Origin of the sequence: Rhizobium sp. TAL182, from assembly GCF_002117725.1 — a bacterium.
Taxonomy (GTDB): Bacteria; Pseudomonadota; Alphaproteobacteria; order Rhizobiales; family Rhizobiaceae; genus Rhizobium; species Rhizobium esperanzae.
Map to the genome: position 1 here is coordinate 1,572,121 of NZ_CP021024.1, position 23,422 is coordinate 1,595,542.

Below are 23,422 nucleotides of genomic sequence, written 5' to 3' on the forward strand. Positions count from 1 at the left end.
GTTTTCGGGAGGCTCGCATGGCTTTGCAGTCCATGACCGGTTTTGCGCGGCGCGAGGGAACAAGCGGCCGCTGGCGTTGGGCATGGGAGCTGCGCTCGGTCAACGGCAAGGGTTTCGACCTGCGCCTGCGCCTGCCGCCCGGCCTCGAACGCATGGAGGCGGAGGTCCGCCGCCTTGCCGGCGAAAGCTTCAGCCGCGGCAACCTGCAGGCTTCGCTTTCGGTCACCGCTGACGAGAACCGTTTCGAGGCGGTGCTGAACAGGGAAGCGCTTGCCGCCGTGCTTGCCATGCGCGAGCAATTGGCGGGCGTGATCGATCCGGCGCCGCTGAAGCTCGACACGCTGCTTCTGGTGCGCGGCATCGTGGAGTTCCGTGAGGGCGAGGACGCTGAGGAGGCGCTGGCTGCCCGGGATGCCGATATTGCCGCCGGACTCATGGCCGCGCTTGCCGACCTCCGGGCGATGCGCGAACAGGAAGGGGCGGCGCTCTCCCGCATTCTTCTCGATCACGTCGCAACGATCGAGGGTCTGACCCGGACGATCGAGATGGATCCTTCGCGCTCGCCGCAGGAGATCGCCTCCCGGCTCGTGGCGCAGGTCGCCTTGCTGATGGACGGCATGGCCGCGCTCGACCGCGACCGGTTGCATGCCGAAGCCGCGCTGTTGGCGACCAAGGCGGATCTGCGCGAGGAAATCGATCGCCTGAAAGCACATATCGCCGCCGCGCGCGATCTCCTGGTGAAAGGCGGGCCTGCCGGGCGCCGGCTGGACTTCCTTGCACAGGAATTTAACCGCGAATCGAATACCATCTGCTCCAAGTCGAATGCCTCGGCGGTCACTGCCGCCGGCATCGAGCTGAAAGTCGTGATCGACCAGTTCCGCGAGCAGGTCCAGAATTTGGAGTAGGACATGAAACCGGCGAAATCCTCGCCCGTACAGATCGCCCGCCGCGGTCTGATGCTTGTCATTTCGTCGCCATCGGGCGCCGGCAAGTCCACCATCGCGCGCACGCTTCTGGAAACGGACAAGCATATAGGCCTCTCCGTCAGCGTCACTACGCGCCAGCGCCGCCCGAGCGAAGTCGAAGGCGTGCATTACCATTTCAAGAGCGTGCGCGAGTTCGAGCGGCTGCGCGATAGCGACGCACTGCTCGAATGGGCCGAAGTGCATGGCAATTTCTACGGCACGCCGCGCGAGCCGGTCGAGCAGGCCATGGCCGAAGGCCGCGATATGCTGTTCGATATCGACTGGCAGGGCGCCCAGCAGTTGCAGGAGAAGATGTCGGCCGACGTCGTCTCGATCTTCGTGCTGCCCCCGACCATGACGGAACTCCAGTCGCGGCTGCACCGCCGTGCCGAGGATTCCGAGGAGGTCATCCAGACGCGTCTGGCCAACAGCCGCGCCGAGATCGGCCACTGGCGCGAATATGATTATGTCATCGTCAATGACGATCTCAACACCGCCTTCGACGCCGTCCAGTCGATCGTCAAGGCCGAACGCCTGCGCCGCGACCGCCGCCACGGCATGTTCGATTTCGTTCGCGAGCTGCTGGAAGAGACGCCGTCTCTTTGAGGCGCGTCCTTTGTGCGTCCACAGGAAGTGTAGCGCTAAAGGCTATTTGCGAGAAGGCAGAATTCTTCGACTGAGAGGGTCTCCGCCCGCCGCGCTGGATCGATTCCCGCCTTGATGAGCAGGCTCTCGCCGCCGAGTGGCTTCAGGCTCTGGCGCAGCATCTTGCGGCGCTGGCCGAAGGCGGCCTGCGTTACTTTTTCCAGATTGGCGACAGCGCACTGAATGGGGTTTTCACGAGGAAGCAAGTGCACGACCGTTGAGGTCACCTTCGGCGGCGGCGTAAATGCCTGCGGCGGCACGTCGAAGGCCATGCGTGCGTCCGTCCGCCAGCCGCAGAGAACGCCGAGGCGCCCGTAATGGTCGTCGTCCTCGCCCGCGACGATACGCTCGCCGACTTCTTTCTGAAACATCAGCGTCAGCGACTGCCAAAACGGCGGCCAGGCTTTCGGCAGCAGCCAGTTGACCAGCAGTTGCGTGCCGACATTATAAGGCAGGTTGGCGATGATCTTGACGGGGCCTTCCGGCGCCAATGCTTCGAAATCCGTCTTCAGCGCATCGCCTTCGATGACCTCCAGTCGGCCGGGATAGTGATCGGCGATCTCGGCAAGCGCCGGCAGGCAGCGCGCGTCCCGCTCGATGGCAATGACCTTCTTTGCGCCGAGCGCCAGAATCGCGCGGGTCAGCCCGCCGGGACCGGCGCCGACCTCGAAAACGGTGGCCTCTTCGAGCGCGCCTGCCGTGCGGGCGACCTTCTGCGTAAGGTTGAGGTCGAGCAGGAAGTTCTGCCCGAGCGCCTTACGCGCATCGAGGCCGTGACGCTGAATGACGTCGCGAAGCGGCGGCAGGCCGTCGAGTGCTGCCATCAGCGGCGGCCTTCCCAAGCGCGGCCGAGCTGGGCGGCAAGCTTCAGTGCCGCAACCAGGCTCTGCTCACGCGCCAGACCCTTGCCGGCAATGCCAAAAGCGGTGCCGTGATCCGGCGAGGTTCGCACGAAGGGAAGTCCGAGCGTGACGTTGACGCTGTCGTCGAAACCGAGGGCCTTGGCGGGGATCAGCGCCTGATCGTGATACATGCAGATGGCGACGTCGTATCGCGCCCGCGCCTCGTCATGGAACATGGTGTCGGCGGGCAGGGGGCCGATCGCATCGATACCCTCGTCACGCAGCTGCTCGATCGACGGGCGGATGATGTCCTCATCCTCCGTCCCGATCGCTCCGCCTTCACCCGCATGAGGGTTGAGACCGGCGACGGCAAGCCGTGGCGCGTCGATTCCGAAACGCTGCCTGAGATCCGCATCGGCGATCCGGCAGGTTTCGATGATCAGGTCACCGGTCAGCGCTTGCGGCACATCGCGGACAGGAATGTGGATGGTAACGGGAATGGCCCTCAGTTTCGGTCCCGACAACATCATGACCGGCGTCACCGGCCTGCCGGTTGCCCTGGCAGCAAGATCGGCGAGAAATTCGGTATGGCCTGGAAACCGGAAACCCGCCTCGTAGAGCACGGCCTTGGCGATCGGATTGGTGACGACCGCGAGTGCCTCGCCGCCGATGACAAGCGAGACTGCTTTCTCGATCGCCGCGATCGTGCCCTTCGCCGTTGCCGCATGTGGCTCGCCGGCCACCACCTCAATGCCGGCCGGGACGCTCATCACGGGCAGCGCATCGGCAAATATGCCGGTGGCCTCGCCGGCCGTGTCGATCTCACGAATGGAAACCGCCAGATTGAGCTGGCGGGCCCGCAGAGCCAGGACATCCGGATCGCCGATCAGGAAAAAAGGCGGGAGCCCGAGTTCACGCCGCCGGAGCCAGGCCATCAAGGTGATATCCGGTCCGATGCCGGCGGGATCGCCCTGGCTCAGCGCAAGCGGTCGTGAAAAGGGTATCGCCATCGTCGGTCAGCGATAGGCGATCTGCGCCTTCTTGCGCAGTTCGTCCAGGTATTTCTTGCTGTTTTCGTTTTCCGGTGGGCCACTCTTGCCCGCCTTGGACTTGTCGAGATCCTCCTGGCGGAAGACCATTTCGGCGGCCTGGTCGTCGGAGACCTGGCGCTGGCTGCAGATCGCCAGATATTCGACGCCCTTCTCGGTAACGCGGGTGCCTGTGGTGTTGCCCTTGGCCTGCTCGACCAGAGGCTTCCAATCCGGCGGGATCTCGGGAGCGAGCATGCGGCCGAGATCACGCACGGAAACATCGCGCATCGTCGCGGCAAAGGTCTTTGCCTGATCACAGCCGGGGAATTTCGACCGCGATGCCTCGGCCTCGCCCTTGCGCTTGCCGGTGATGGCGCCGCGCTTGGCCTCGGGAATGACGAAGATGATCTGCTGCAGCATATATTCCGTCGTCACCGGCTTCTGCTTGTTGTTCTGCATCATGCGCGAGACGAGATCATAGTTCGACAGCCGCGACGTCGAGCCGTAGCGCGCATTGACGACGCGCGGCCAGCTCATCTGCACGGCGATGAAGCCTTTGAAATGGTCGACGCCGACGCCGGCGCGATCGAGGATCTGCGACATCTGTTCGACGGAAAGTTTGTTGCCGGCTGAAAAGCGTGCGAAAGACGCGTCGACGTCCTGCTGCGAAACCGACATATGGACGCGGGCGACCTCCTGGCGCTTGAGCGTCTCGTCGATCAACTGCTCCGTGGCGGTCTTGGCGTCGGCCTTGGTATGCTGCAGGCGCAGGAAGGCCTGACGCTTGGCGACATCGCCGCTGGTGATGGCTGTGCCGTTCACCACGGCCTGGACTCCGCTTACTGCAAGCGCCGGGCCGGCAAGGCCTGTCAGCAAGGCAATCGCTGCGCCGGCGAGAAAGGCGGTTATGGCTTTTTTCGCGTCAATCATCTGTTGACCTCCCAATAGCGCCGCGAGACGTTGATCGCGGCGTCCTTACCACAGTGCGAGACACGCGGAAATCGCTTCCATCGCGGCGCGAAACTCCTAATGCCTCGGATATCGACTGGCGGCAATGTCCTGCACAGGCTTACGGCGAAAGAATGACTTGAGGCCATGTTTACGCCGTCGCCCGCTAGTTGGAGAGAGTGTCGGAGCCGATCTTAATGTCGCCGAGCGTGCGGAACGTCAGCCGCGCGCCGATCGTCCAGTCGCTTGCCGATTCGTCGTCGGAATCCCTGCTATCCGTATAGGCGATCGTGAAGATCGTGCATTCGTCCTCATAGGAAAGGCCGAGGGTCCGGCGGCTGATCACATCGTTGTTCAGATCCCAGGCGATGCCGCCGAAGATCGACCAATAGTCCTTGAACTTGACCTTGCTGCTGGTCTGGATCTCGTCATTGTCCTCGGCGAAGCCATAGGCCGGCTGGGCGCTGAGATGCGTGTAGGTCACCTGCGTCTGGAAGGTGTCGTTCTGGTAGCCTGTTGTCAGGTCGCCACGGCGAAACTCGAAATCCTTCTCGTCGAGCCGGTAGGAGGCCGCAACGGAAACACCGTAGGGTGTTTCGATGCCGCCGAGGCCGACATAATCTGAGCGGTCGGTTTCGAGGCCCGAATCCGCGCCGACATTGACGAGGTCATCGGTCGCGAACGAGTTCTGGCCGGCGATCTGATAAGACTGGCCGAAAATGCCGTGCAGCTTGTAACCGCTGTCAAAAGTCCCGGTATACTGGAAGCCGACATTGGCGCGGGTGCCGCCCTCGACGCGGTCATAACCTGAGAATTTATCGCGGTCGAAGAGCGAGGTGGCATCGAAGACGAAACTTTGTGCATCCTCGTTCGGCAGCCGTCCGGCGAGCTGCTCGTCGGGGCGCGCATAGATCTGGACCATCGGCTCCAGGATATGGGTGCTGTTATCAGTCGTCATCAGGATCGGATACCGAATCTCCAGCCCGGCGGTGAGCATCGAGCGGGTGGCGGATTCGTCGTCAAGATAATTGCCGGCGTAACCTGTGGGGTCATTCATATTAAGCGCGAAAGCGTCGCCGCGCGCGGCCAGAAGCGGCGTGATCACCAGACCGGTCGGCGTGACATAGGTGCGTTTCCATTGAAGTTCGGCCGTCAGGCGCGACGTCTGACCTTTCAGGCCGCGGAAGCGGTCGAATCCGTCGACGGTATAGAAGTCGTCGTGTGTGCGCGAAATATTCGTCAGGTTGACGTCCGCAGAAAGTTCGCCGCCTGCAAGCGGCTGAGGCGCGACATAGTGGTAATCAAGCGCGGGGTAGACGATGGCCTGCTGTTTTTCGGCCGTGTTCGTCCGATCGGCATCCTGGACGTCGAAATAAAACGCCCGCATGTCGAAATAATTCCGTTTCCCAAGTCCCGTCAGGTAGATCTGGTTCGTGCGATCGGTGCCGCTCAGGCCGCGGAGCTTGTAGGTTTTCGAGAAATTGTTGTCGCTCTGCACCATGACATCCCAGCCGAACGTCCAGCGCGGATTGATGCGGAACTCCGCCTTTGACGCCACCATGCCGCGCTGCTCGGCTTCGGCATCGCTGGTGCCGGAGCTGAAATTGCCCGGCTTTGCCTGGTCGATGCCGGCGACGCGCAGGATATGCGTGCCGTTCTCGAAGCGCTGACGAAATTCGCCTTCGACGAGGAAGCCCTGGGCCGTGTAGCCGGTCGCCGTGACCGTCGCATCCATGCTCGGCGAGATCACATAATAATAAGGAATGGAAAGACCGAAGCCGAGGTTCTGCGACAGGCTCATCGTCGGGAACAGGAAGCCGGATTTGCGCTTCACCGTATTGTCGGGAACCTCGATGAACGGCACAAAGGCAATCGGGTAGCCGAGCAGCTCGAAACGCGCCCGTTCCAGACGGATCGTATGGGTCTCGCCGTTCTGGATCACGCGCTTGGCCTTGACCTGCCAGAACGGTGCGCGCTTCGGATCTTCGGCGCAGGGAAGGCAGGCGGTATAGACGCCCTTGTTGAGAATCATCTTCGTGCCGCCGATCCGCTCGCCGCTTTCGGCGACGATACGCGTATTGTCGGAGGTTTCGACGCGCAGCGAGTTCAGGAACCCGTCGGCAAAATTGTCGGTCACGTCAAGGTTGTCGGCATAGATGCGGTTGCCGTCCGGGCTGACGAGCTCGACATTGCCCATCGCCATCATCCGGCCGGTCTTCTGATTGTACTCGACCTTCTGCGCGACCATTTTGTAGCCGCCATAGTTGATCTGCACGCCGCCGACCGCCGAGACGAGGTCGGCGTCACGATTGTAGACGAGTTCATTGGCCGAAAGCAGCAATTTGGCGCCTTCGGGAATCTTGTTCTGAATATTTTGCTCAGGCGTGCTGGCCTGGCCGTGGGAGGCCGGGACGCTGCCGAAATAGGAACATAGAGCCGCACCGACAAGCAGGGCAACCGATTGTTTACTAAAATACTTGCGGTCGCCTACCGCCACTAGCCGTCCTCCTGATGAAGCAAAATAGTCGCGCCCAAGGCCAGCGCGACAACAACCGGTATCCAGGTCGCCACGAAGGGAGGCACGACTCCACTGCTTCCGAATGCTTTTACAAGCACGGTGATGACATAAAGCATGAAGCCTGACAGGATTCCACCCAGAATCACGGAGCGGGATTGGTTGAACCGGCTAAATTTTAGGGACACTGTTGCAGCAATGAGAGTCATGGCCACCAGCAGCAATGGCTGAGACAACAGAGAGTTGAATTGCGTCTCCAAGGCCTTGGTCGAGATGCCGAAGGACTTGGCCGCCGCAATGCGATTGGAAAGGTCAAAGAAACCAATTGTTTCCGGCGCTGTCAGCCGCTCCTGAACGAAATCCTGTTTCAGATTGGTGCGAAGTTGGACCGAAGCTTTGCGCAACGGGATTTCGCCAGGCTTGCGCTCGACGACACCGTTAAGCTGCCAGTAACCATCTTCCAACTTAGCCGTGGCGGCATCCTGTCTCAGAATGACTCGACCGCTTGAATCGAAATGGATCAACACGGCGTCGATCAGCTTGGTGCCGTTCTCCTGGACCGTCTGGGCGCCGATGATGACATCGTCGCGGCCGCTGATCTGGCGCAGCCATGGAATCTGTGGCGCCTTGCGCAGAACCGCGTTTTCGCCGCGCCAGTCGGACTCGACCAGCAGCGCCTGGCGCTGTCCCCAGGCGGCAAGCGGGTTAAGCGCCGTCGTCGTCAGTACGCCGAGCACCAATGAGCCGGCGATGAAGGGAAACATGAACTGCCAGACCGAAATGCCGGCTGCGCGGGTGACGACGAGCTCATATTTGCGATTGAGCCCGATCAGCACCGTCATGCCGACGAAGAGGGCAACGAAGGGGATTGTCTGCTGCAGGATGAGCGGCAGGCGCACGGCGGTCATCACGATGCCGCCGCCGATCGTGTAGCCGGGCAGGCCGGACATACGTCCCGCCGTCTCGCTGAAATCAAGAAGAAAGGCGATCGCCGACGCGCCGATCAGAAACCAGCCCGTCGTCGCCAGGTAGCGGCGAAAGAAATAACGCGACAATGTCCCGAACATCATTGGGCCGCGCCCCCGCCGGACCTGCTGGTCGCGGTAAGCAGTCTTTCCTGCATGCGTCTCCAGGAAACCGATATCCGGTCCCAGACGAACGAAGGCATGACCAGTCGCTTGTGCAAGCCGAGGAAGATGATCGAGACGATGCTGCTGACGATCGGGAGAGCGTAGAGAACCGCGATATATTCCGGATCGGTGTCGATTTGGTTTGCCGCGTAGAAGGCAGCCCACCGTAGTGCGAAAGCATAGCCGAGCGCGCTCACCATCGGATGCAGCCGCGCTTCGCGGTGCGAGCGGGCGTCGCCGGCGATCGCCAGCGAAAACAGGGCAAAGACGACAGGAAGGATCCAGTCCGTCAGCCGTCGATGCAGTTCGGCACGGTAGCTCTGCGGACGGATCGTATAATCCTTGTCGTTCGGATCCGGATTGAACAGGAACCACAGGTCACGGTCGCTGGCTTTCAGCGTCGCCTGACCGCGGCTCTCCGTCATGTCGGAGAGGTCGAAGGAATAGGAATCGAAATTGATGACCGAGACGTTGCCGTCGGGCGTTTTGCGATGCACCTCGCCGTCGTGCATGATCAGCGTCGTGCCGGTATCGTCGACGGCGCCTTCCTTGGCGTAATAGATCAGCTCGTAGGCCGGGTCCCGCTCGTCGGCGACGAACAGGCCCTTCAGCATGCGCCCCGCCAGGCGCTGCGAGATCTGCACATAGAGACCCTCGTCGAGCTTGCGGAAGGTCTTTTCCTCGATGACCGAGGAGAGGAGATCGGCATAGGTTTCGGCGATCATCTGACGCGCCACGGTCTTTGCGCGCGGCTCGACGATGTTGTCGACGAAAAAGGAAAAGACGCTGATGACGGCGGCGAGCAGCAGGATCGGCCGGACCAGAATGGTGCGCCGTGCCCCGGCCGCGTCGATGACCGTCAGCTCGGAATCGTTGTTCATCGTCGTCAGCGTCTGGGTGATGGCGATGACGAGGGCGAAGGGCAGCACCACGGGAATGATCGACGGCAGGATCATCGTCGCGAGCTTGGCGAACGAGCCGATCGACTGGCCGCTGTCGGTGACGAGGTTGATGCGCTGCAAAACCTGTGTCGTCCAGATGATCGCCAGCACGGGCAGGAGCGCCACGAGAAACATCTGGCCGACGCGCCGCAATATGTATGTCTCGAGTAGTTTCATGCCGGCCCTTGAAAGCACCTGCACGCCCAAACGGCTTGCAGGAGAATCCCTCTACGCTCTTTGTCGCGCTTTTGCGACAAGCAGGTGTCAAAAATTCATTCAAATTTCAGAATTTTTTTGGTGCTGTTGCGACTCAGTTAACGCCAGCAGCGCTGCGAAGACCACAAGCGACGAGAGCCATCCGAGCGTGACGTCGGAGAGATAATGCGCGCCGAAGGACAGCCGCATTGCCGGCGTCAGGATCGAGATCGCGGCAACGGGCGGCACCAGCGCATAGCGTAGCGATTTCGGGACAAAGAGCAGCAGGCAGAACAGCCAGCCGGCGCTCGCCGCCTCGCCGGAGACGAAGGAGCAATTCGACACGCATTTGCCGGCAAGCGAGCCGGCCTCGACGAAATGCAGGCTCCCGCCGAAAATATCCGTCTGCACCGGCCGCGGCCGACCCCAATGTTCCTTCAGGATAACATTGACGAGCAGCACCGGCCCGATCAGCATCGTTCCGAGTGCGACTTTGAGCTTGCGCGCCCGCTCGGCGTTGAAGGTCGCGCCGTGCTGCTGGTAGCATTCGATCAGTTTCCAAGCCATCACGATCGCCACGACATAGGGGAGGCGGAAGAAGATGGTGCGCAGCAGGTCGAAATTGCCCGAATCGCGATAGGGAAAACCGCCGCAGATGCTCCCGGCAGCGGAGGTCGCGTCACAATCAGTGCCCAGGAAAAAAAGCTGGGAAAAATAGATGTCTATTCCGGGGAAGGCGCGAAAGATGGCAAGCAGCGCCCACCACGCCCAGAACAGAAACAGGAATGCACCGAAAGTCGTTTTCGGCAGGCGGATCACAGGGCCCTGCCATCGATTTTTCGAAAAAACTGTCAACGCGAATATCTACGAAAGTGACGAAACACGAGAGCCTGGACGGACGCGGGCGACCATAACAAGTGTCGCGAGCCATTGACAGACCCGCCAAACGCGAAATTATCCGCCAGGGACGGATTTCAAGAATCCCAGCGGAGAAAACATGTCAGCAAAGTTCGAAATTTCATTCTCGAAGTCGGTAAAGCTCAATGGCGGGCTGGCGATCCTGTTGAAGACTGCCGAGGCCGACAGCGCCGCAGGCACCGAAACGGCTGATCCGGCAGGCGTGATCGCCAAGGCTGCCAAGATCGCTCGATTCTCCGCTAAATCAATGGCCGCGCTCGATATTGTCGCCCCGGAAGGCGCCCCCGTCGATCGCATCGTCGTCATCGGGCTTGGCAAGGTCGGCGAACTCGCCGCCCATGACTGGCTGAAGGCCGGCGGCGCTGCGGCGTCGAAAGTCAAGAATACTGACAAGGCCGCCATCTTCATCGACGTGCCCGGCCTTGAGACGAACGCACGCGCCGCCGCTGATTTCGCGCTCGGCATGCTGCTGCGCGCCTACAGCTTCGATGCCTACAAGACAAAGAAAAATGATGACGAGGAGAAGCCGGCAAAATCCGTCAAGGTGACGATCGTCACCGCGGATGCGACCGGTGCCAAAAAGGCGTTTTCCGATTCCGAAGCGATCGCCGGCGGCGTCAATCTCGCCCGTGACCTCGTCAATGAACCGCCGAACGCGCTGGGACCCGTCGAGTTCGCCGCCAGGGCAAAGGAACTGGAAAATCTCGGCGTCGAGGTGGAAATTCTGACCGAGAAGGAGATGCGCCGTCTCGGCATGGGCGCGCTGCTCGGCGTCGCGCAGGGCTCCGTGCGCCCGCCGCGTCTGGCGGTCATGCAGTGGAAGGGCGGCAAGAGCAAGGACCGTCCCGTCGCCTTCGTCGGCAAGGGCGTCGTCTTCGACACCGGCGGCATTTCGATCAAGCCGGCCGCCGGCATGGAGGACATGAAGGGGGATATGGGCGGCGCCGCCGCCGTGACCGGCCTGATGCACGTGCTCGCCGCCCGCAAGGCGGCCGTCAACGCTGTCGGCATCATCGGCCTGGTCGAGAACATGCCGGATGGCAATGCTCAGCGTCCGGGCGACATCGTCACCTCCATGTCCGGCCAGACGATCGAGGTGATCAACACCGATGCCGAAGGCCGCCTCGTGCTCTGTGATGCGCTCTGGTATTGCAATGATCGCTTCAAGCCGCAGTTCATGATCAATCTGGCCACCTTGACTGGTGCAATCGTCGTGGCGCTTGGCAATGTGCACGCCGGTCTGTTCTCCAATGACGACGAGCTTTCCGCCCAGCTGACGGCGGCCGGCCTTTCGACAAACGAGAAACTCTGGCGCATGCCGCTCGGCAAGGATTATGACAAGCTGATCGACAGCAAATTCGCCGACATGAAGAACACCGGCGGCCGTCAGGCCGGCTCGATCACCGCGGCGCATTTCCTCAAACGCTTCGTGCAGGACACGCCCTGGGCGCACCTCGACATTGCCGGCACGGCGATGGGTTCGCCGCAGGATGAGATCAACCAGTCCTGGGGTTCCGGTTTCGGGGTGCGCCTGCTCGACGAGCTCGTTCGCGCCCACTGTGAATCCCGATGACCGACATTCTCTTCTATCATCTGACCGAAACCAGGCTGGAAGACGCGCTTCCGCCGCTCCTCGACAAAAGCATTGAGCGCGGCTGGCGCGTCGTCGTCCAGACGAGCGAGGCCGCGCGGCGCGATGCACTCGATGCGCATCTCTGGACGTTTCGCGAGGAGAGTTTCCTGCCACATGGGATCGACACGGCTGATTTCGCTCAAAACCAGCCGGTGCTTTTGACGGTCACGTCGGACAATGCCAATGCGGCGACGGTTCGTTTCATCGTCGACGGCGCCGAGCCGCCGCCGGCCGATGCCTATGAGCGCGTCGTCTTCATGTTCGATGGCCACGATCAGGAGCAGTTGGAAGCTGCCCGCGCCCAATGGAAGAAGCTGAAAGGTGAGGGGCATAACCTCACCTATTGGCAGCAGACGCCGGAAGGGCGGTGGGAAAAGAAGGCTTGAGCGAGTCCTTGCCGTCGGAGCCGACCGGCAAGGACCCAAATGACTCAGTCGTGGAAGGCCTCGACGAATTTCCGCTTGCCGAGCATGAAGGCGTCGGCGACGTGGCGCAGCGGGGCGAGATCGACATCCGATTTACCTGCCTTGATGATCTCGGCGAAGCGGCGATAGAGCGAAGGATATTCCTGTTCCGGTTCGGCGAATGTCAGCCTACCATCGATGGAAAGCTTGGCGCCGCCCTCGGAGAGGACCATTTGGCCGGCTGCCGTTTCCGCGACGATGTCCCAGCTCTGCTTGCCGGTCTGGCGCCAGTCGAATTCGGCATGAACGGGCAGGCCGTCTGCATCGCGGAAGTGAATGTCGGCGGCGATCGGCGCATCACGATTTTCCGGGAATTCCAGCACAGCCCCGGTGATGAAGACCTGCCGCGGCAGGATATGGGTGACAATCGACAGCGCATTGATGCCGGGATCGAAAACGCCGAGGCCGCCGGCCTGCCAGATCCAGTCCTGGTTCGGATGCCAGTGGCGGACATCCTCTTTCCAGATCACATGCACGCTTTTGATCCTCGTCGAGGCAAGAAAGGCTTTGGCGGCTTCGACGGCCGGGGCATAACGCGAATGCCAGCTGGCAAAGAGCGACGCCCCCTGCTTGTTCGCCAGCGTCTCGAGGTCGGCCACTTCGCTCAGCGTTGCACCCGGCGGTTTTTCCAGGAAGACATGCTTGCCGGCAACGAGCGCCTTATAGGCTGCTTCATAGCGATATTGCGGCGGCATGCAGAGCGAAACGGCATCGATCGTGGGCTCGGCGTCGAGCATCGCGTCGATCGTTGTGTAGCTGTTGATGCCTTCGACCGTGCCGTGACGGCTTGCCGTGGCGACGAGCTTGAAATCCGGGTTCTTGGCGATGGAAGGAAGGTGCTGGTCGCGGACGATCTTGCCGACGCCGACGATGGCGAGATTGATAGGAGACATGGTGTTTCGCTCGTGCCTGTATGAAAAGTATGATTTATTGAGCCTGTTGTAGCAGAAAGAAGAGCGCCGACAAGCTCTGCTCCTCTATCCTATCGCATGATGGTCTCGCGAAGGAAGCTGTAACCCATCGCCGCGCGGGCGGCGCGCTCCTCGGAACTGCCGTCGCCGCCATGCCCGCCCAAGCCGAATTCGTGGAAGAGCAACTGATGTCCTTCTTCCTCCAGCCTCGCAGCAAAACGGCGTGCGTGCGAGGGATGCACGCGATCGTCATTGCTGGAGCTTTCAATATAGATTGGCGGATAAGTGACCTCGCTGGCCGGCCTGATATTGTGAAGCGGTGAATAGCCGAGCATGAATTCCCGGTCCGCCGGCGTCTCCGGATCGCCATATTCGTCCATCCACGCCCGGCCGGCGCTGAACAGGTGGAAGCGCGTCATGTCGAGCACCGGCACCTGGCACCAGACCGCGCCGAAATCGTGCGGGTAGCGCGTCAGCATCACGCCCGTCAGCAGGCCGCCATTGCTGCCGCCCTGGCAGGCGATCCGCGATGGCACAGTGTAGCCGCGAGCGACGAGATCGCGGGCGATGGCGACGAAATCGGCAAATGCCCGGTCTCGCCCCTGCCGCTTGGCGCTTCGATACCAGTCAGGGCCGAATTCACCGCCGCCGCGGATATAGGCCTGCACATAGGCGCCGCCTTGCTCCAGCCAACGGCCGGTTACGCCGGAATAGCTTGGCGACAGCGAGACATCGAAGCCACCATAACCGTAGATCAGCACCGGCAGTGCGCCTTTGGTCCACTGTCGCGGCAGCACCAGCCGGTAGGCGACCCTGGTTCCGTCCTCGGACACGGCCTCCAGCAGTTCCGATGACATATCGGTCGCATCGAAGTAGCTCGGCGCCGCCGCTACGAAAATCGGCTCCGGCTCTCTGCTGCGATCGGAGAGTTCGAGGCGGTAGCAGGTCGGCGGCTGCAGGAAACCCTGGCCGACGATGTGAAGCGTGTCGTCGCCAAGATGCAGATCCGCATGGAGCGGCCTGACATAAGCCGTCTGCATCTCCGCCGGCAGCGCGATTTCCCGCTGTTCGGCATCGGGCTTTGTCAGGTCGAGCACCAGAAGACGCGGCCGCAGCCGGTCGGAAACGATGAACACGCACCATTCGCGCATCAGCATCATCTGCGAAATCGACTGGCCCTCACCAGGCTGAAACAGGATCCGTTCCGGCCCGAGCAGCGCCTGCGAGGCGGGATCGAAAGATTGCAGTACGAGGCTGCCGGTCGCAACGCGCTCATCGGTCTTTGCCCGCCAGAGGCAATGATTATGATTGAACTGAAAATCGGCTTCCTTGGGCAGATCGATGTGCCGTTGCGCGCCATCTTCGGCGATGAGGAAAGCGCTGGCCACGCCGATTTCGTGGGTGGTGACGAAAATGTCGATCAGTCCGGCATCCGCCGAAGCGCCCGATAGGGCAGGGTCGATGACGAGATTGAAGCCATAGACATCCTCATCGGCGGCTTCGAACATGATGGCGGCATCTTCCGGCCGCTTTCCGCGCGTCAACCGCCGCCCGACGCGCGGCCATCCCGAGCGGGTCGCCGAAAATCGGTCGATCGAGCCGAAATAACAAATTTCGTCGCGGCTCAGCCAAGTGGCATGCGACCGCACGGCGGGCGTGTCGAACCCGCCCTTCACGATCTGTTTGCGCTCCGCGTCGAATTCGAGCAGGCGGATGAGATCTGAGCCGCCGTCCGAAAGCATCAGTAGGACGCGCGTCGGCTCCCACGGGCAGGTGACGGCGCCGCGCCAGCTCCAGCGCTTGCCTTCGGCGAGGCAGAAGGCGTCGAGATCGAAGACCGGCTCCCAATCGGCCTCCGGCAACGGCTGCTGGCTGGCTGCCAGGCGCAGCCAGACCCCGAGCGGATTGTCCTTGCTCTGCCGGAAATCGAACAGCCAACCGCCGCGGCGCATCGGCACGATCAGCCTGTCCTGACGCTCGATCAGCGCCTTGATCGCCTCGCGATCTTCGCCAAATTGCGGCGTTCTCAATGCCGCGTCGGAGAGCGCATTATGTTCGGCGATGAACTGGCGGGTGCGTGGATCTTCGTCCGTTTCGAGATGAAGGTTCATGTCTGAGCTGCCGCTTGCATTGATGTCGCTGAGATCTAGGCAGCCGGTCCTCGCTTGGCAAGCCGCCTTAGCGGGTCATCACCAGATCGGCCGAGGCGACGAGGTTGCTTGGCGCCGCCGGCTTCTTGAACTTCAGCGTCACGACTTTGTAACCTTCGGCTTCGAGTTTCGAAAGCAGGGTCGGCAGCATCGTCGCGGTGCGCTTGTGGATGTCGTGCATCAGAACGATGCCGCGGCCGCGCTTGTGCAGCAGATTCATCGTCCGCTGCGTTACGGATACCGGTGTGGTTGTGAAATAGTCCTTGCTGTCGATGTCGACATCCATGACGACCATGTCGCGCATGGCGATGGCGGCGCGCAGCCTGTGGCTCTCGGCGAGATAGGGGAAGCGGAAGAACGAGACGTCTGTTCCCGTCGCCTTGGTCACCGCCAGTTCGCCCTTCACCACCTCGTCCATTGCCGCATCGAAGCTCAGCGCAGTCAAATTGGCATGGTCATAGGTGTGACTGCCGATCGCATTGCCCTCCATTGCCACCTTGCGCGCCAGCGCCGGATGCATCTCGGCCATCTCGCCGACCATCATGAAGGCGCCCTTGACACCGAATTGGTCGAGGATCGCCAGCACCTTGTCCGTCCGGCCGGGGATCGGGCCATCGTCGAAGCTCAGGATCACTTCCTTGTCGTTGAGCTTGAGATCGGCGAGCGAGGAGATCTCCAGCGTCCTACCGGAAAGATGATGCGGGCCGACGAAGAGCGGCGTTGCATCATCATCCTTGGCGGGCTTGCCTGAAGGCGTCCGCCCCTCGGGCGCAACAACCGAGGCGGTTTTGATCGAGGTGTCGGGAGCTTGTCTGGTCGTGCTGCAGGCGGAGAGGGCGGCCGCAAGGGCGATGCAGGAAAGAACGAAAAATCGATGCATGGAAAGGGCTCAACAAATCAGTAATGTTGAGACAACCTTTCGAATTATGGTTAACGATCGGTTGAGATCGGCAGGAATTCTCGTTAACGCGTGGCAGTCCGCCGCGTTTCCTCGAAGACTGTGGCTATCCTGCCATTGCCTCTTCGTATTCGGACGACAGCATCAGCCATTCTTCCTCGGCAGCAGTGAGTTTTGCCGCAGCCTCGCCGCGCTGTTTTGCCTTTTCGGCGGCTTTGGCGGGCGTCTTCTCATAAAGGGCCGGATCCGCAAGTTCCGCATCAAGAGCCTGAATCTGTTTCTCCAGCTTGGCCGTCAAGGATTCGATTTCGTTGATCTTTTTCTTCAGCGGCGTCAGCGAGGCGCGTCTCTCCGCATTGAGCTTGCGCTGGTCAGCCTTCGAGGTCGTATCGTCGCTGGTCTGCGGCCTCTCTTCCTTTTTCTTGCCGGAACTGACGATGAGGTCGCGATACTCGTCCATATCGCCTTCGAAGGTGGTGACAGTGCCGCCGTTGACCAGCCACAGCCGGTCGACGGTCGCCTCGATCAGGTGGCGGTCGTGCGAAATCAGGATGACTGCACCGTCATAATCGTTCAGCGCCTCGATGAGGGCACGGCGGCTGTCGATGTCGAGATGGTTGGTCGGCTCGTCGAGGATCAGCAGGTTCGGCGCATGGAAGGCGGCAAGCCCCATCAGCAGGCGTGCCTTCTCGCCGCCGGAAAGGTCTTTGGCGGCCGTTGCCATCTTCTCGGTCGCCAGTCCCATCTGCGCAACGCGGGCGCGCACCTTGGCCTCCGGTTCGGCGGGCATCAGCCGCCGCACATGCTCCACGGCCGACTGCTCGGGGATCAGATCGTCGAGCTGATGCTGGGCGAAGAAACCGATCTTCAGGCTCGGCGCAAGCTTTACTTCGCCACTCTCCGGCGACAGTCGCCCTGAGATGAATTTGGCGAAGGTCGACTTGCCGTTGCCGTTCGACCCGAGCAGAGCGATGCGATCGTCGTTGTCGATGCGCAGGTTGAGGTTCTTCAGGATGGGCTTGCCGGGTTCGTAGCCGACGGCGCCGCCCTGGATTGCGACGATCGGCGAGGCCGGCTGCTTCTCCGGTTCGGGGAAGGTGATCGGCTGCACATGATCCTCGATGACGGCAGCGACCGTTCCCATGCGCTCGAGCGCCTTGACGCGCGACTGTGCCTGCCGGGCCTTGGAAGCCTTGGCCTTGAAGCGGTCGATGAAGCTCTGCAGATGTTTGCGCGCTGCCTCATTCTTGGCCCTGGCCTTCGTCTGCAGCTCTTCGGCCTCCGCCTTCTGCCGCTCGAACTGATCATAATTGCCGCGGTAGAAGGTGAGCTTCTTCTGGTCGAGATGGACGATGGAATTGACCGCGTTGTTCAGGAGATCGCGGTCGTGGCTGATGATGATGACCGTATGCGGATAACGGCGGATATAGTCCTCCAGCCACATCGTGCCTTCGAGGTCGAGATAGTTGGTCGGCTCGTCAAGCAGAAGGAGGTCCGGCTCGGCAAACAGCACGGCGGCAAGGGCAACGCGCATGCGCCAGCCGCCTGAGAAGGAGGAGGCGGGACGGGCTTGCGCCGCCTGGTCGAAGCCGAGGCCGGCGAGGATGCTCGCAGCCCGCGCTTCGGCCGAATGCGCATCGATATCGACGAGGCGCATCTGGATTTCCGCGATGCGGTGCGGATCGCTTGCGGTTTCCGCCTCGGCAAGCAGAGCCGCGCGTTCCTTGTCGGCGGCAAGCACGATCTCGATCAGGGAATCCTCGGTTCCCGGCGCTTCCTGGGCCACCTGGCCGATACGCGCCGCCTTTGGGATCGACACTGACCCGGTCTCCGAGCCGAGATCGCCGGTGATGACGCGAAACAGCGTGGATTTGCCGGCGCCATTGCGCCCGACGAGACCGGCCTTGGCGCCCGAAGGCAGCGAGAGGCTGGCATTGTCGAGAAGCAGGCGTCCGGCGATGCGGGCGGAAATATCGGTAATCGTGATCATGGCCGGCGTTTTGGCCGAAACTGCCCGCCAAGGCAAGACCGCTTATCCCCCGGCGAGCTTGCTCGTCCGGCGGCGAGCCCGTTCGTCCGGCGAGCTCGCTCGCCCGCGCCGACAGCGGTCATACGCCTCAGCGGCCGAAAGCTTGCACCGGCAGACGGCGGTTCGATTGCGCGGCAAGCAGCGCTACCCGGGCGTTGGCCTGGAGCTGCCCCGGTGTTGCCGCATCGGCGCTGAGCGCCAGGCCGACCGAGATGGTCAGCCTGCCGCTGTCAGCCCTGTCGGAGGTGGCGAAGACGAGATTTTCCTCGACGGAGGCGCGCAGACGCTCGGCGATCGCAATCGCATCCTGCATACCAACATTGGCAAAAAGCAAGGCGAATTCGTCGGCCTCGGTGCGGGCGACGAAGTCGTTCTTCTTCACTGATTTCCGAAACAGGGCGGCAAGCTTCTTCAAGAGCTTGTTGCCGGCCTGAGTGCCGTATCTGTCGTTGATCTCGGTGAAATCGTCGATATCGACCATGATCAGCGCGCTGCCGGCGGCACCCTCTTCACGTTCGTAGAGTTCGGCGATCTGCCGGTTCAGCGCGATCCGGTTTGCAAGGCCGGTGATCTTGTCGGCGACGGTGGCCGATTGCATCGCCGAAATGCCGCGCTCCAACGTTTCCAGCCTGTCGATGTCGTCCTGCAGTCTGGCGCCGATTTCCATCTCCGCCGACATCACCGTTGCAAGCGAGGCTGTGAGGTAATCGACCTCGCCGATGAAGGCGGCAAGGCTCTGGTCCTCATGACCGGCGACAGATCTCAGGATCGTGCCGCAGGCGCGGGCAAAGGCGTCTCTGTGCCGCAATCCTTCGGCAAGCCTTTCCGCCAGCGCGCGCAGCGTCCGGCTGGCCTCGTTGCGCGACGTCTCGCCCGCCAGCCCGCAATGGCCGACGAGGCGGTATTTCAGTCCGAGTTCGTCGAGCATCGCCTGTTGCGGCTGCGATCCGAGCGCGGCGATATCCTGCGCAAGACCAGGATTGTATCCGATGATCGCCTCATGAAAGAGTTCATAGTTGCGCGGCAGCGCGGCGACGTTGAGCCGCGCCATGTGCTGGGCAATCTTCTGGATATCGGACATTGGCCCCGGGCGCACGGCCTCGCGCGCCACCAATGCGTTTGTGCTTGCATTCTGCATGACGATCCCTCGCGGCGCGATCTCGTTTCTCGCCTTCTGCTATGCTCGCAAGCTTTTAAAAGAGGCTGAATTTGCGAAGGGAAGCGGCGGATCGGCGATGGGAACCGGCGAAGGCGGTTAATTCAGTCTTGATGCAGGCCGCTGCCTCACATCCACTCGCGGCCTTCGCTGCGCAGAAAATAGATAAGGTCCAGCCCGAGGCTCGGTTTGCCTAGCGCCGTCAGCGTCATGTGACATTGGCCCCGATGATGAGTCTGATGGTTGAAGAGATGCGAGAGCGCTGTCCACAACGGCTGGCTGATTTCGATAGGCTGCGTCACCGGCATGTAGGTGAAGTCACCGGCAAGGCTCGCCTCATCGAGCGTACTTGTCCAGGCAATGATGCGCTCGTCCTCCGCCTTGCGCGCGGCGGCAAGCGCGTCCAGCTCTTCGAAAAGCACGGCATCGAGGGTCACCGGCGCTTCGCCGATGCCGGTGAAGCGTTTCATCCATATGCGGTCGGCGACGAGTAGGTGATTGAGCGTGCGATGCAGCGAGCCGAAGAAGGCGCCGAGGTCGCTGCGGAACTCCGCCTCGCTGAGTTCGGCCGCAGCCGCATAGACTTGGGCATTGGCCCAGCGGTTATAGGCCGCGAACATCCTGAAATGTCTAAGCATATGTTTCCCCTGACGTTGCTGGCGCAGTCTAGCCGGTTTCCCGAGAAGTCCGAGTGATGGCGCCATGAAATTTCCTGATTTGATCACGCTCGCTTTCTGTCGTCGAATGCAGGCAGATCAGACCTCGAAAGGATTATCATGACCAGAGCCCTCTATTCCCTCTGCGGCGCCGACGAAGGGCGCTTCTTTTCGCCCCATTGCTGGAAAGCGGTGATGGCGCTCGCGCATAAGGGGCTCGATTTCGAGGAGATCCCGACAACCTATGCCCGCATCCGTGAAATCGGCGGCGGCGTCTCGTCGACCCTGCCCGTGCTCGACGATAATGGCCGGCTGATCTCGGACAGTTTTGCCATCGCCCTCTATCTCGAAGAGGCCTATCCGGAGCGGCCGTCGCTGTTCAATGGCGAGGGCGGCAAGGCGCTGTCGCGCATGGTGGAGGGCTATTCGCAGATGATCATCCACCCGGCGATCATGCGGATCGCCCTCCCCGATATCCACGCGATCCTGGACGAAGGCGACAAGGCTTACTTTCGTCAGAGCCGCGAGGTCAGGCTCGGCAAGCCGCTGGAAGTCTTTGCCGCCGACAGCGAGGCGGAGAAGGCTGCCTTCGGCGCCAAGCTGGAGCCGCTCCGTCACATGCTGAAGTTCCAGCCCTTCATCGGGGGGCAATCGCCGCTCTTTGCCGATTATATCGTCTTCGGCGCGCTGCAATGGCTGCGCGTGTCCGCAGGGCTGGCCATGCTGGCCGCCGACGATCCCGTGATCGCCTGGTTCGATCGCTGCCTCGATCTCCACCAAAGCCGCGGCCGGACTGTGACAGCGGCGTGAAATTGCCGCCGACCTCTTGTTTTCGAGCGTTGGGGCGGGTAAAGACCGCCCACTTTTCCCGAGAAAACAGAGGATTTGACTATGGCGATTGAACGCACCTTCTCGATGATCAAGCCGGATGCAACCAAGCGCAACCTGACGGGCGCCATCACCAAGATGCTCGAAGATGCCGGCCTGCGCGTCGTCGCCTCCAAGCGCGTCTGGATGAGCCGCCGCGAAGCTGAAGGCTTCTATGCGGTTCACAAGGATCGTCCCTTCTTCGGCGAACTCGTCGAAGGCATGACCTCCGGCCCGACCGTCGTCCAGGTTCTGGAAGGCGAAGGCGCGATCCTGAAGAACCGCGAGATCATGGGCGCGACCAACCCGGCAAACGCTGATGAAGGCACGATCCGCAAGGTCCATGCGCTGTCGATCGGCGAAAACTCCGTGCACGGCTCTGACGCTCCGGAAACGGCTGCCCAGGAAATCAAGTACTGGTTCTCCGACACCGAAATCGTCGGCTGAGGCCGCGCTTCGGCATTGCCTCGCAATACCTTGAATTGACTCTCGAAAGCCGGGGCCTCGCCCCGGCTTTTTCTATGATGGGCACTTGTCGGTGTTCGAGAAATCGACGCTGCCGTCAGGCTTGAAGACTTCCGGGTTCTTGTCATAAAGCGCGCCGACGACGAGCGGCTTGCTCGACAGCACCGTCTGGTCGAGGTCGGAGCGGAACTCAGTCTTCAATTGCTGCAGCACCTTGCCGTCCTTGTCGACCAGCCGGACGCTGACGGAATAGGGACGGTCCTTGCGCACGCAGTGCAGGTTTTCGCTCTGCAGCGCGATCTTGTCGTCGATCGGGTAGATTTTCTGGTTCAGCACCAGCGGCGCGCCGCCTTGAGGATTTTCGAATTCGGCGATGATGACCGAGCCGTCGGGAATGGGACCGGTCTTCTTCAGTGTCAGCAGATAGGTGGCGCTCGCCACCCGATAGTTGAAGACGAAGAGATGGCCGGTGACCTCGACCAGGTTTTCGGCCTGACGCTGGCAGGCGGATAGCGCAAGGCCGATTGCCGCCGCTGTGACGATCAGATGTCTTCTCATGGCGTCTCCTCCTTCTTGCGGCGATAGTGACGGTTCGCCTTGGCGCGGTTGCCGCAGACCGCCATGTCGCACCAGGCGCGGCTCCTGTTCTTGCTGCGGTCGATGAACAGCCAGCCGCAATTGCCGCAGATCTTCATGCGTTCGGGATCCGGCATGGCGATCAGCCTGAGCACCGAATGGGCGGTCGCCGCGGCCAGATTGCCAGGACTGGCTCCACGCAAGATCTTGGCCACCGCTTCCAGTAGTCCGGCCAGCAATTGGTTGTCGCTGCCGTCCAGTATACGCTTGCGGAAATAGAGGTCGATCGCATCCCTCAGCGCGAAGAAATCCGCCTCGTCTTGTGCTGCCAGCGGTGCGATCTCGCCGAACAAGGCGCGTTCGGCGCAGAATTCGGCGGCGGCGCGCGGGAAGTTCCGCATCTGCTCGCGGCTCGCGAAGCGGTCGATCCGCCGTTTTGGGTCGTCGCGCAGCACGACGCTGTTGGCGACATCGAGCGCCAGCGCGCCGCCGGCAAAACGGTGAGGGGTCCAGGAAAAGCTCATGATGAAATTATAACTGGCGAAATAGGTTTTACCAGTTATAATTTGCTGACGCGGAGTCCTCGGAATGGCTTATCTTCTGCAGCAGATGGCGAATGCGGTGCCGCTTGCCGCCCTCTATGCCGCGCTCGCCTTCGGTTATGCCGTTGCCTTCGGCGTGACCAAGCGGGCCGATATCACCTATGGGGCGATCTTCGCCTTCTCGGGCCAGATCCTGCTGCTTTTTACCGAACTCGCCTATATCAGGTTCTGGCTGGTGCTGCCGGCCGCCCTTGCCATCGGCGCCTGCGCTGCACTTATCTATTCGCTGGCCGCGGGCATCTGGATCGGCCGCTCGATCATGCTGCCGCTCGCCAGCAAATCGCCGAATACGGTGATCGTTGCCGCCCTCGGCATTATGATCGTGCTGATGGAGACCGCCAGACTCGCCGCCGATACGCGCGCCATCTGGCTGCCGCCGTTCCTGAACGATGTCGTCGTCTTCTGGAACGACGGTTCATTCAAGGTGACGCTCACTTACATCCAACTGATCGACACGGCGCTGATGTCAGCCATCGTCGCGGTCGGTGCGCTGATCCTCAGGCGCACGGCCTGGGGCCGCCTCTGGCGCGCCGTCACCGACGATCCGCTGGCCGCCGAGCTCTGCGGCACCAGCGCCAGTCGCGTCTTCCTTGTCGCCTATGCGGCAGCCGCGCTCGTCGCCACCCTCTGCGGCATCCTCGCCACCTTCTATTACGGTTCTATGGATTTCGGCGCGGGTCTGATGTTCGGGCTCAAGGTGCTGCTGATCGCAGCCGTGGGCGGCTATTCCGATCCGCTGCGCTCGGCTGGCGGCGCTGCCGGGCTTGCCGTCGTCGAAACCCTGTGGAGCGCTTATGGTCCCTTTGTCTGGCGGGATCTCGTCATCTTCTCACTGCTCGTCCTGCTGCTGGTTATGAGCCGCAGGGAGCGCGTGGTGCTTTAGAA

The 23,422-nt window shown here is 61.7% G+C and carries 22 protein-coding genes; 7 read left to right on the forward strand and 15 right to left on the reverse strand.

Annotated elements, in window-relative coordinates; all coding sequences use genetic code 11:
* The first annotated feature begins 17 nt into the window (after window positions 1-17).
* Window positions 18-905 (forward strand): YicC/YloC family endoribonuclease, encoded by an 888-nt coding sequence (locus tag Tal182_RS07935; protein WP_085859097.1) that lies wholly within the window; start codon window positions 18-20, stop codon window positions 903-905.
* 3 nt (window positions 906-908) lie between these two features.
* The gene (gmk, locus tag Tal182_RS07940) at window positions 909-1,571 is read left to right on the forward strand and encodes a guanylate kinase (RefSeq protein ID WP_004680508.1); all 663 of its coding nucleotides are present in this window, start codon (window positions 909-911) and stop codon (window positions 1,569-1,571) included.
* A gap of 35 nt (window positions 1,572-1,606) precedes the next feature.
* On the opposite strand, the gene rsmA is transcribed toward gmk, so the two are convergent.
* The 7 genes from rsmA to lpxF form a co-directional block, all read right to left on the reverse strand.
* Window positions 1,607-2,434 (reverse strand): 16S rRNA (adenine(1518)-N(6)/adenine(1519)-N(6))-dimethyltransferase RsmA, encoded by an 828-nt coding sequence (gene rsmA / locus Tal182_RS07945; protein WP_085859098.1) that lies wholly within the window; start codon window positions 2,432-2,434, stop codon window positions 1,607-1,609.
* Window positions 2,434-3,462 (reverse strand): 4-hydroxythreonine-4-phosphate dehydrogenase PdxA, encoded by a 1,029-nt coding sequence (gene pdxA / locus Tal182_RS07950; RefSeq protein ID WP_064810045.1) that lies wholly within the window; start codon window positions 3,460-3,462, stop codon window positions 2,434-2,436. Before pdxA ends, rsmA begins: the two co-directional genes overlap by 1 nt.
* Before the next feature lie 6 nt (window positions 3,463-3,468).
* Window positions 3,469-4,413, reverse strand: a complete 945-nt coding sequence (locus Tal182_RS07955; RefSeq protein WP_085859099.1) for a peptidylprolyl isomerase — start codon at window positions 4,411-4,413, stop codon at window positions 3,469-3,471.
* A gap of 184 nt (window positions 4,414-4,597) precedes the next feature.
* Window positions 4,598-6,928 (reverse strand): LPS-assembly protein LptD, encoded by a 2,331-nt coding sequence (locus Tal182_RS07960; protein ID WP_085859100.1) that lies wholly within the window; start codon window positions 6,926-6,928, stop codon window positions 4,598-4,600.
* On the reverse strand, window positions 6,928-8,016 hold the full coding sequence (gene lptG, locus Tal182_RS07965) for an LPS export ABC transporter permease LptG (RefSeq protein ID WP_011424786.1): 1,089 nt from the start codon (window positions 8,014-8,016) through the stop codon (window positions 6,928-6,930). Before lptG ends, Tal182_RS07960 begins: the two co-directional genes overlap by 1 nt.
* Window positions 8,013-9,194, reverse strand: a complete 1,182-nt coding sequence (locus Tal182_RS07970) for an LptF/LptG family permease (protein ID WP_011424787.1) — start codon at window positions 9,192-9,194, stop codon at window positions 8,013-8,015. The genes lptG and Tal182_RS07970 overlap by 4 nt, the downstream gene beginning before the upstream one ends.
* A 99-nt stretch (window positions 9,195-9,293) precedes the next feature.
* Window positions 9,294-10,067 (reverse strand): lipid A 4'-phosphatase, encoded by a 774-nt coding sequence (lpxF, locus tag Tal182_RS07975; protein ID WP_064810049.1) that lies wholly within the window; start codon window positions 10,065-10,067, stop codon window positions 9,294-9,296.
* Window positions 10,068-10,209: 142 nt separating this feature from the next.
* On the opposite strand from lpxF, the gene Tal182_RS07980 reads away from it, so the two are divergent.
* Both Tal182_RS07980 and Tal182_RS07985 read left to right on the forward strand, forming a co-directional pair.
* Window positions 10,210-11,703: a leucyl aminopeptidase gene (locus tag Tal182_RS07980; protein ID WP_064801621.1), complete on the forward strand. Its 1,494-nt coding sequence runs from the start codon at window positions 10,210-10,212 to the stop codon at window positions 11,701-11,703.
* Complete coding sequence (locus tag Tal182_RS07985; RefSeq protein ID WP_064810051.1) at window positions 11,700-12,149, forward strand: DNA polymerase III subunit chi; 450 nt, start codon at window positions 11,700-11,702, stop codon at window positions 12,147-12,149. Before Tal182_RS07980 ends, Tal182_RS07985 begins: the two co-directional genes overlap by 4 nt.
* Before the next feature lie 44 nt (window positions 12,150-12,193).
* Here the strand turns inward: Tal182_RS07985 and Tal182_RS07990 are convergent, their stop codons facing one another.
* The 6 genes from Tal182_RS07990 to Tal182_RS08015 all read right to left on the reverse strand — a co-directional run bounded on the left by Tal182_RS07990 (window position 12,194) and on the right by Tal182_RS08015 (window position 20,009).
* On the reverse strand, window positions 12,194-13,120 hold the full coding sequence (locus tag Tal182_RS07990) for a Gfo/Idh/MocA family oxidoreductase (protein WP_085859101.1): 927 nt from the start codon (window positions 13,118-13,120) through the stop codon (window positions 12,194-12,196).
* Window positions 13,121-13,209: 89 nt separating this feature from the next.
* Window positions 13,210-15,249: a prolyl oligopeptidase family serine peptidase gene (locus tag Tal182_RS07995; RefSeq protein WP_085859102.1), complete on the reverse strand. Its 2,040-nt coding sequence runs from the start codon at window positions 15,247-15,249 to the stop codon at window positions 13,210-13,212.
* Window positions 15,250-15,316: 67 nt separating this feature from the next.
* Entirely contained in the window at window positions 15,317-16,168 is an 852-nt protein-coding gene (locus Tal182_RS08000) for a polysaccharide deacetylase family protein (protein WP_085859103.1), read from the reverse strand.
* A gap of 124 nt (window positions 16,169-16,292) precedes the next feature.
* Entirely contained in the window at window positions 16,293-18,176 is a 1,884-nt protein-coding gene (locus Tal182_RS08005; RefSeq protein ID WP_064810055.1) for an ABC-F family ATP-binding cassette domain-containing protein, read from the reverse strand.
* 127 nt (window positions 18,177-18,303) lie between these two features.
* Window positions 18,304-19,353 carry a GGDEF domain-containing protein gene (locus Tal182_RS08010; RefSeq protein WP_085859104.1) on the reverse strand — a complete coding sequence of 350 codons (1,050 nt, stop codon included), beginning with the start codon at window positions 19,351-19,353 and terminating at the stop codon, window positions 18,304-18,306.
* A gap of 146 nt (window positions 19,354-19,499) precedes the next feature.
* Window positions 19,500-20,009, reverse strand: coding sequence for a DinB family protein (locus tag Tal182_RS08015; protein ID WP_085859105.1), 510 nt, complete (start codon window positions 20,007-20,009; stop codon window positions 19,500-19,502).
* Window positions 20,010-20,147: 138 nt separating this feature from the next.
* Between Tal182_RS08015 and Tal182_RS08020 the strand changes: the two genes are divergently transcribed.
* Entirely contained in the window at window positions 20,148-20,837 is a 690-nt protein-coding gene (locus Tal182_RS08020) for a glutathione S-transferase family protein (RefSeq protein ID WP_085859106.1), read from the forward strand.
* An 81-nt stretch (window positions 20,838-20,918) separates the two neighbouring features.
* On the forward strand, window positions 20,919-21,341 hold the full coding sequence (gene ndk / locus Tal182_RS08025) for a nucleoside-diphosphate kinase (protein WP_004680549.1): 423 nt from the start codon (window positions 20,919-20,921) through the stop codon (window positions 21,339-21,341).
* Between the two features lie 72 nt (window positions 21,342-21,413).
* On the opposite strand, the gene Tal182_RS08030 is transcribed toward ndk, so the two are convergent.
* Together Tal182_RS08030 and Tal182_RS08035 are read right to left on the reverse strand one after the other, a co-directional pair.
* On the reverse strand, window positions 21,414-21,917 hold the full coding sequence (locus Tal182_RS08030; RefSeq protein ID WP_085859107.1) for a hypothetical protein: 504 nt from the start codon (window positions 21,915-21,917) through the stop codon (window positions 21,414-21,416).
* The gene (locus tag Tal182_RS08035; protein WP_064810058.1) at window positions 21,914-22,459 is read right to left on the reverse strand and encodes a CGNR zinc finger domain-containing protein; all 546 of its coding nucleotides are present in this window, start codon (window positions 22,457-22,459) and stop codon (window positions 21,914-21,916) included. The genes Tal182_RS08030 and Tal182_RS08035 overlap by 4 nt, the downstream gene beginning before the upstream one ends.
* 64 nt (window positions 22,460-22,523) lie before the next feature.
* On the opposite strand from Tal182_RS08035, the gene Tal182_RS08040 reads away from it, so the two are divergent.
* Window positions 22,524-23,420, forward strand: a complete 897-nt coding sequence (locus Tal182_RS08040) for a branched-chain amino acid ABC transporter permease (protein ID WP_085859108.1) — start codon at window positions 22,524-22,526, stop codon at window positions 23,418-23,420.
* Window positions 23,421-23,422 lie beyond the last annotated feature (2 nt).

What these genes read in the sequence shown, in the direction of transcription:
- Tal182_RS07935 (WP_085859097.1), top strand. Translation starts at nt 18, where the DNA reads ATGGCTTTGCAGTCCATGACCGGTTTTGCGCGGCGCGAGGGAACAAGC.
- gmk (WP_004680508.1), top strand. Translation starts at nt 909, where the DNA reads ATGAAACCGGCGAAATCCTCGCCCGTACAGATCGCCCGCCGCGGTCTG.
- rsmA (WP_085859098.1), bottom strand. Translation starts at nt 2,434, where the DNA reads ATGGCAGCACTCGACGGCCTGCCGCCGCTTCGCGACGTCATTCAGCGT.
- pdxA (WP_064810045.1), bottom strand. Translation starts at nt 3,462, where the DNA reads ATGGCGATACCCTTTTCACGACCGCTTGCGCTGAGCCAGGGCGATCCC.
- Tal182_RS07955 (WP_085859099.1), bottom strand. Translation starts at nt 4,413, where the DNA reads ATGATTGACGCGAAAAAAGCCATAACCGCCTTTCTCGCCGGCGCAGCG.
- lptG (WP_011424786.1), bottom strand. Translation starts at nt 8,016, where the DNA reads ATGATGTTCGGGACATTGTCGCGTTATTTCTTTCGCCGCTACCTGGCG.
- Tal182_RS07970 (WP_011424787.1), bottom strand. Translation starts at nt 9,194, where the DNA reads ATGAAACTACTCGAGACATACATATTGCGGCGCGTCGGCCAGATGTTT.
- Tal182_RS07980 (WP_064801621.1), top strand. Translation starts at nt 10,210, where the DNA reads ATGTCAGCAAAGTTCGAAATTTCATTCTCGAAGTCGGTAAAGCTCAAT.
- Tal182_RS07985 (WP_064810051.1), top strand. Translation starts at nt 11,700, where the DNA reads ATGACCGACATTCTCTTCTATCATCTGACCGAAACCAGGCTGGAAGAC.
- Tal182_RS07990 (WP_085859101.1), bottom strand. Translation starts at nt 13,120, where the DNA reads ATGTCTCCTATCAATCTCGCCATCGTCGGCGTCGGCAAGATCGTCCGC.
- Tal182_RS07995 (WP_085859102.1), bottom strand. Translation starts at nt 15,249, where the DNA reads ATGAACCTTCATCTCGAAACGGACGAAGATCCACGCACCCGCCAGTTC.
- Tal182_RS08000 (WP_085859103.1), bottom strand. Translation starts at nt 16,168, where the DNA reads ATGCATCGATTTTTCGTTCTTTCCTGCATCGCCCTTGCGGCCGCCCTC.
- Tal182_RS08005 (WP_064810055.1), bottom strand. Translation starts at nt 18,176, where the DNA reads ATGATCACGATTACCGATATTTCCGCCCGCATCGCCGGACGCCTGCTT.
- Tal182_RS08010 (WP_085859104.1), bottom strand. Translation starts at nt 19,353, where the DNA reads ATGCAGAATGCAAGCACAAACGCATTGGTGGCGCGCGAGGCCGTGCGC.
- Tal182_RS08015 (WP_085859105.1), bottom strand. Translation starts at nt 20,009, where the DNA reads ATGCTTAGACATTTCAGGATGTTCGCGGCCTATAACCGCTGGGCCAAT.
- Tal182_RS08020 (WP_085859106.1), top strand. Translation starts at nt 20,148, where the DNA reads ATGACCAGAGCCCTCTATTCCCTCTGCGGCGCCGACGAAGGGCGCTTC.
- ndk (WP_004680549.1), top strand. Translation starts at nt 20,919, where the DNA reads ATGGCGATTGAACGCACCTTCTCGATGATCAAGCCGGATGCAACCAAG.
- Tal182_RS08030 (WP_085859107.1), bottom strand. Translation starts at nt 21,917, where the DNA reads ATGAGAAGACATCTGATCGTCACAGCGGCGGCAATCGGCCTTGCGCTA.
- Tal182_RS08035 (WP_064810058.1), bottom strand. Translation starts at nt 22,459, where the DNA reads ATGAGCTTTTCCTGGACCCCTCACCGTTTTGCCGGCGGCGCGCTGGCG.
- Tal182_RS08040 (WP_085859108.1), top strand. Translation starts at nt 22,524, where the DNA reads ATGGCTTATCTTCTGCAGCAGATGGCGAATGCGGTGCCGCTTGCCGCC.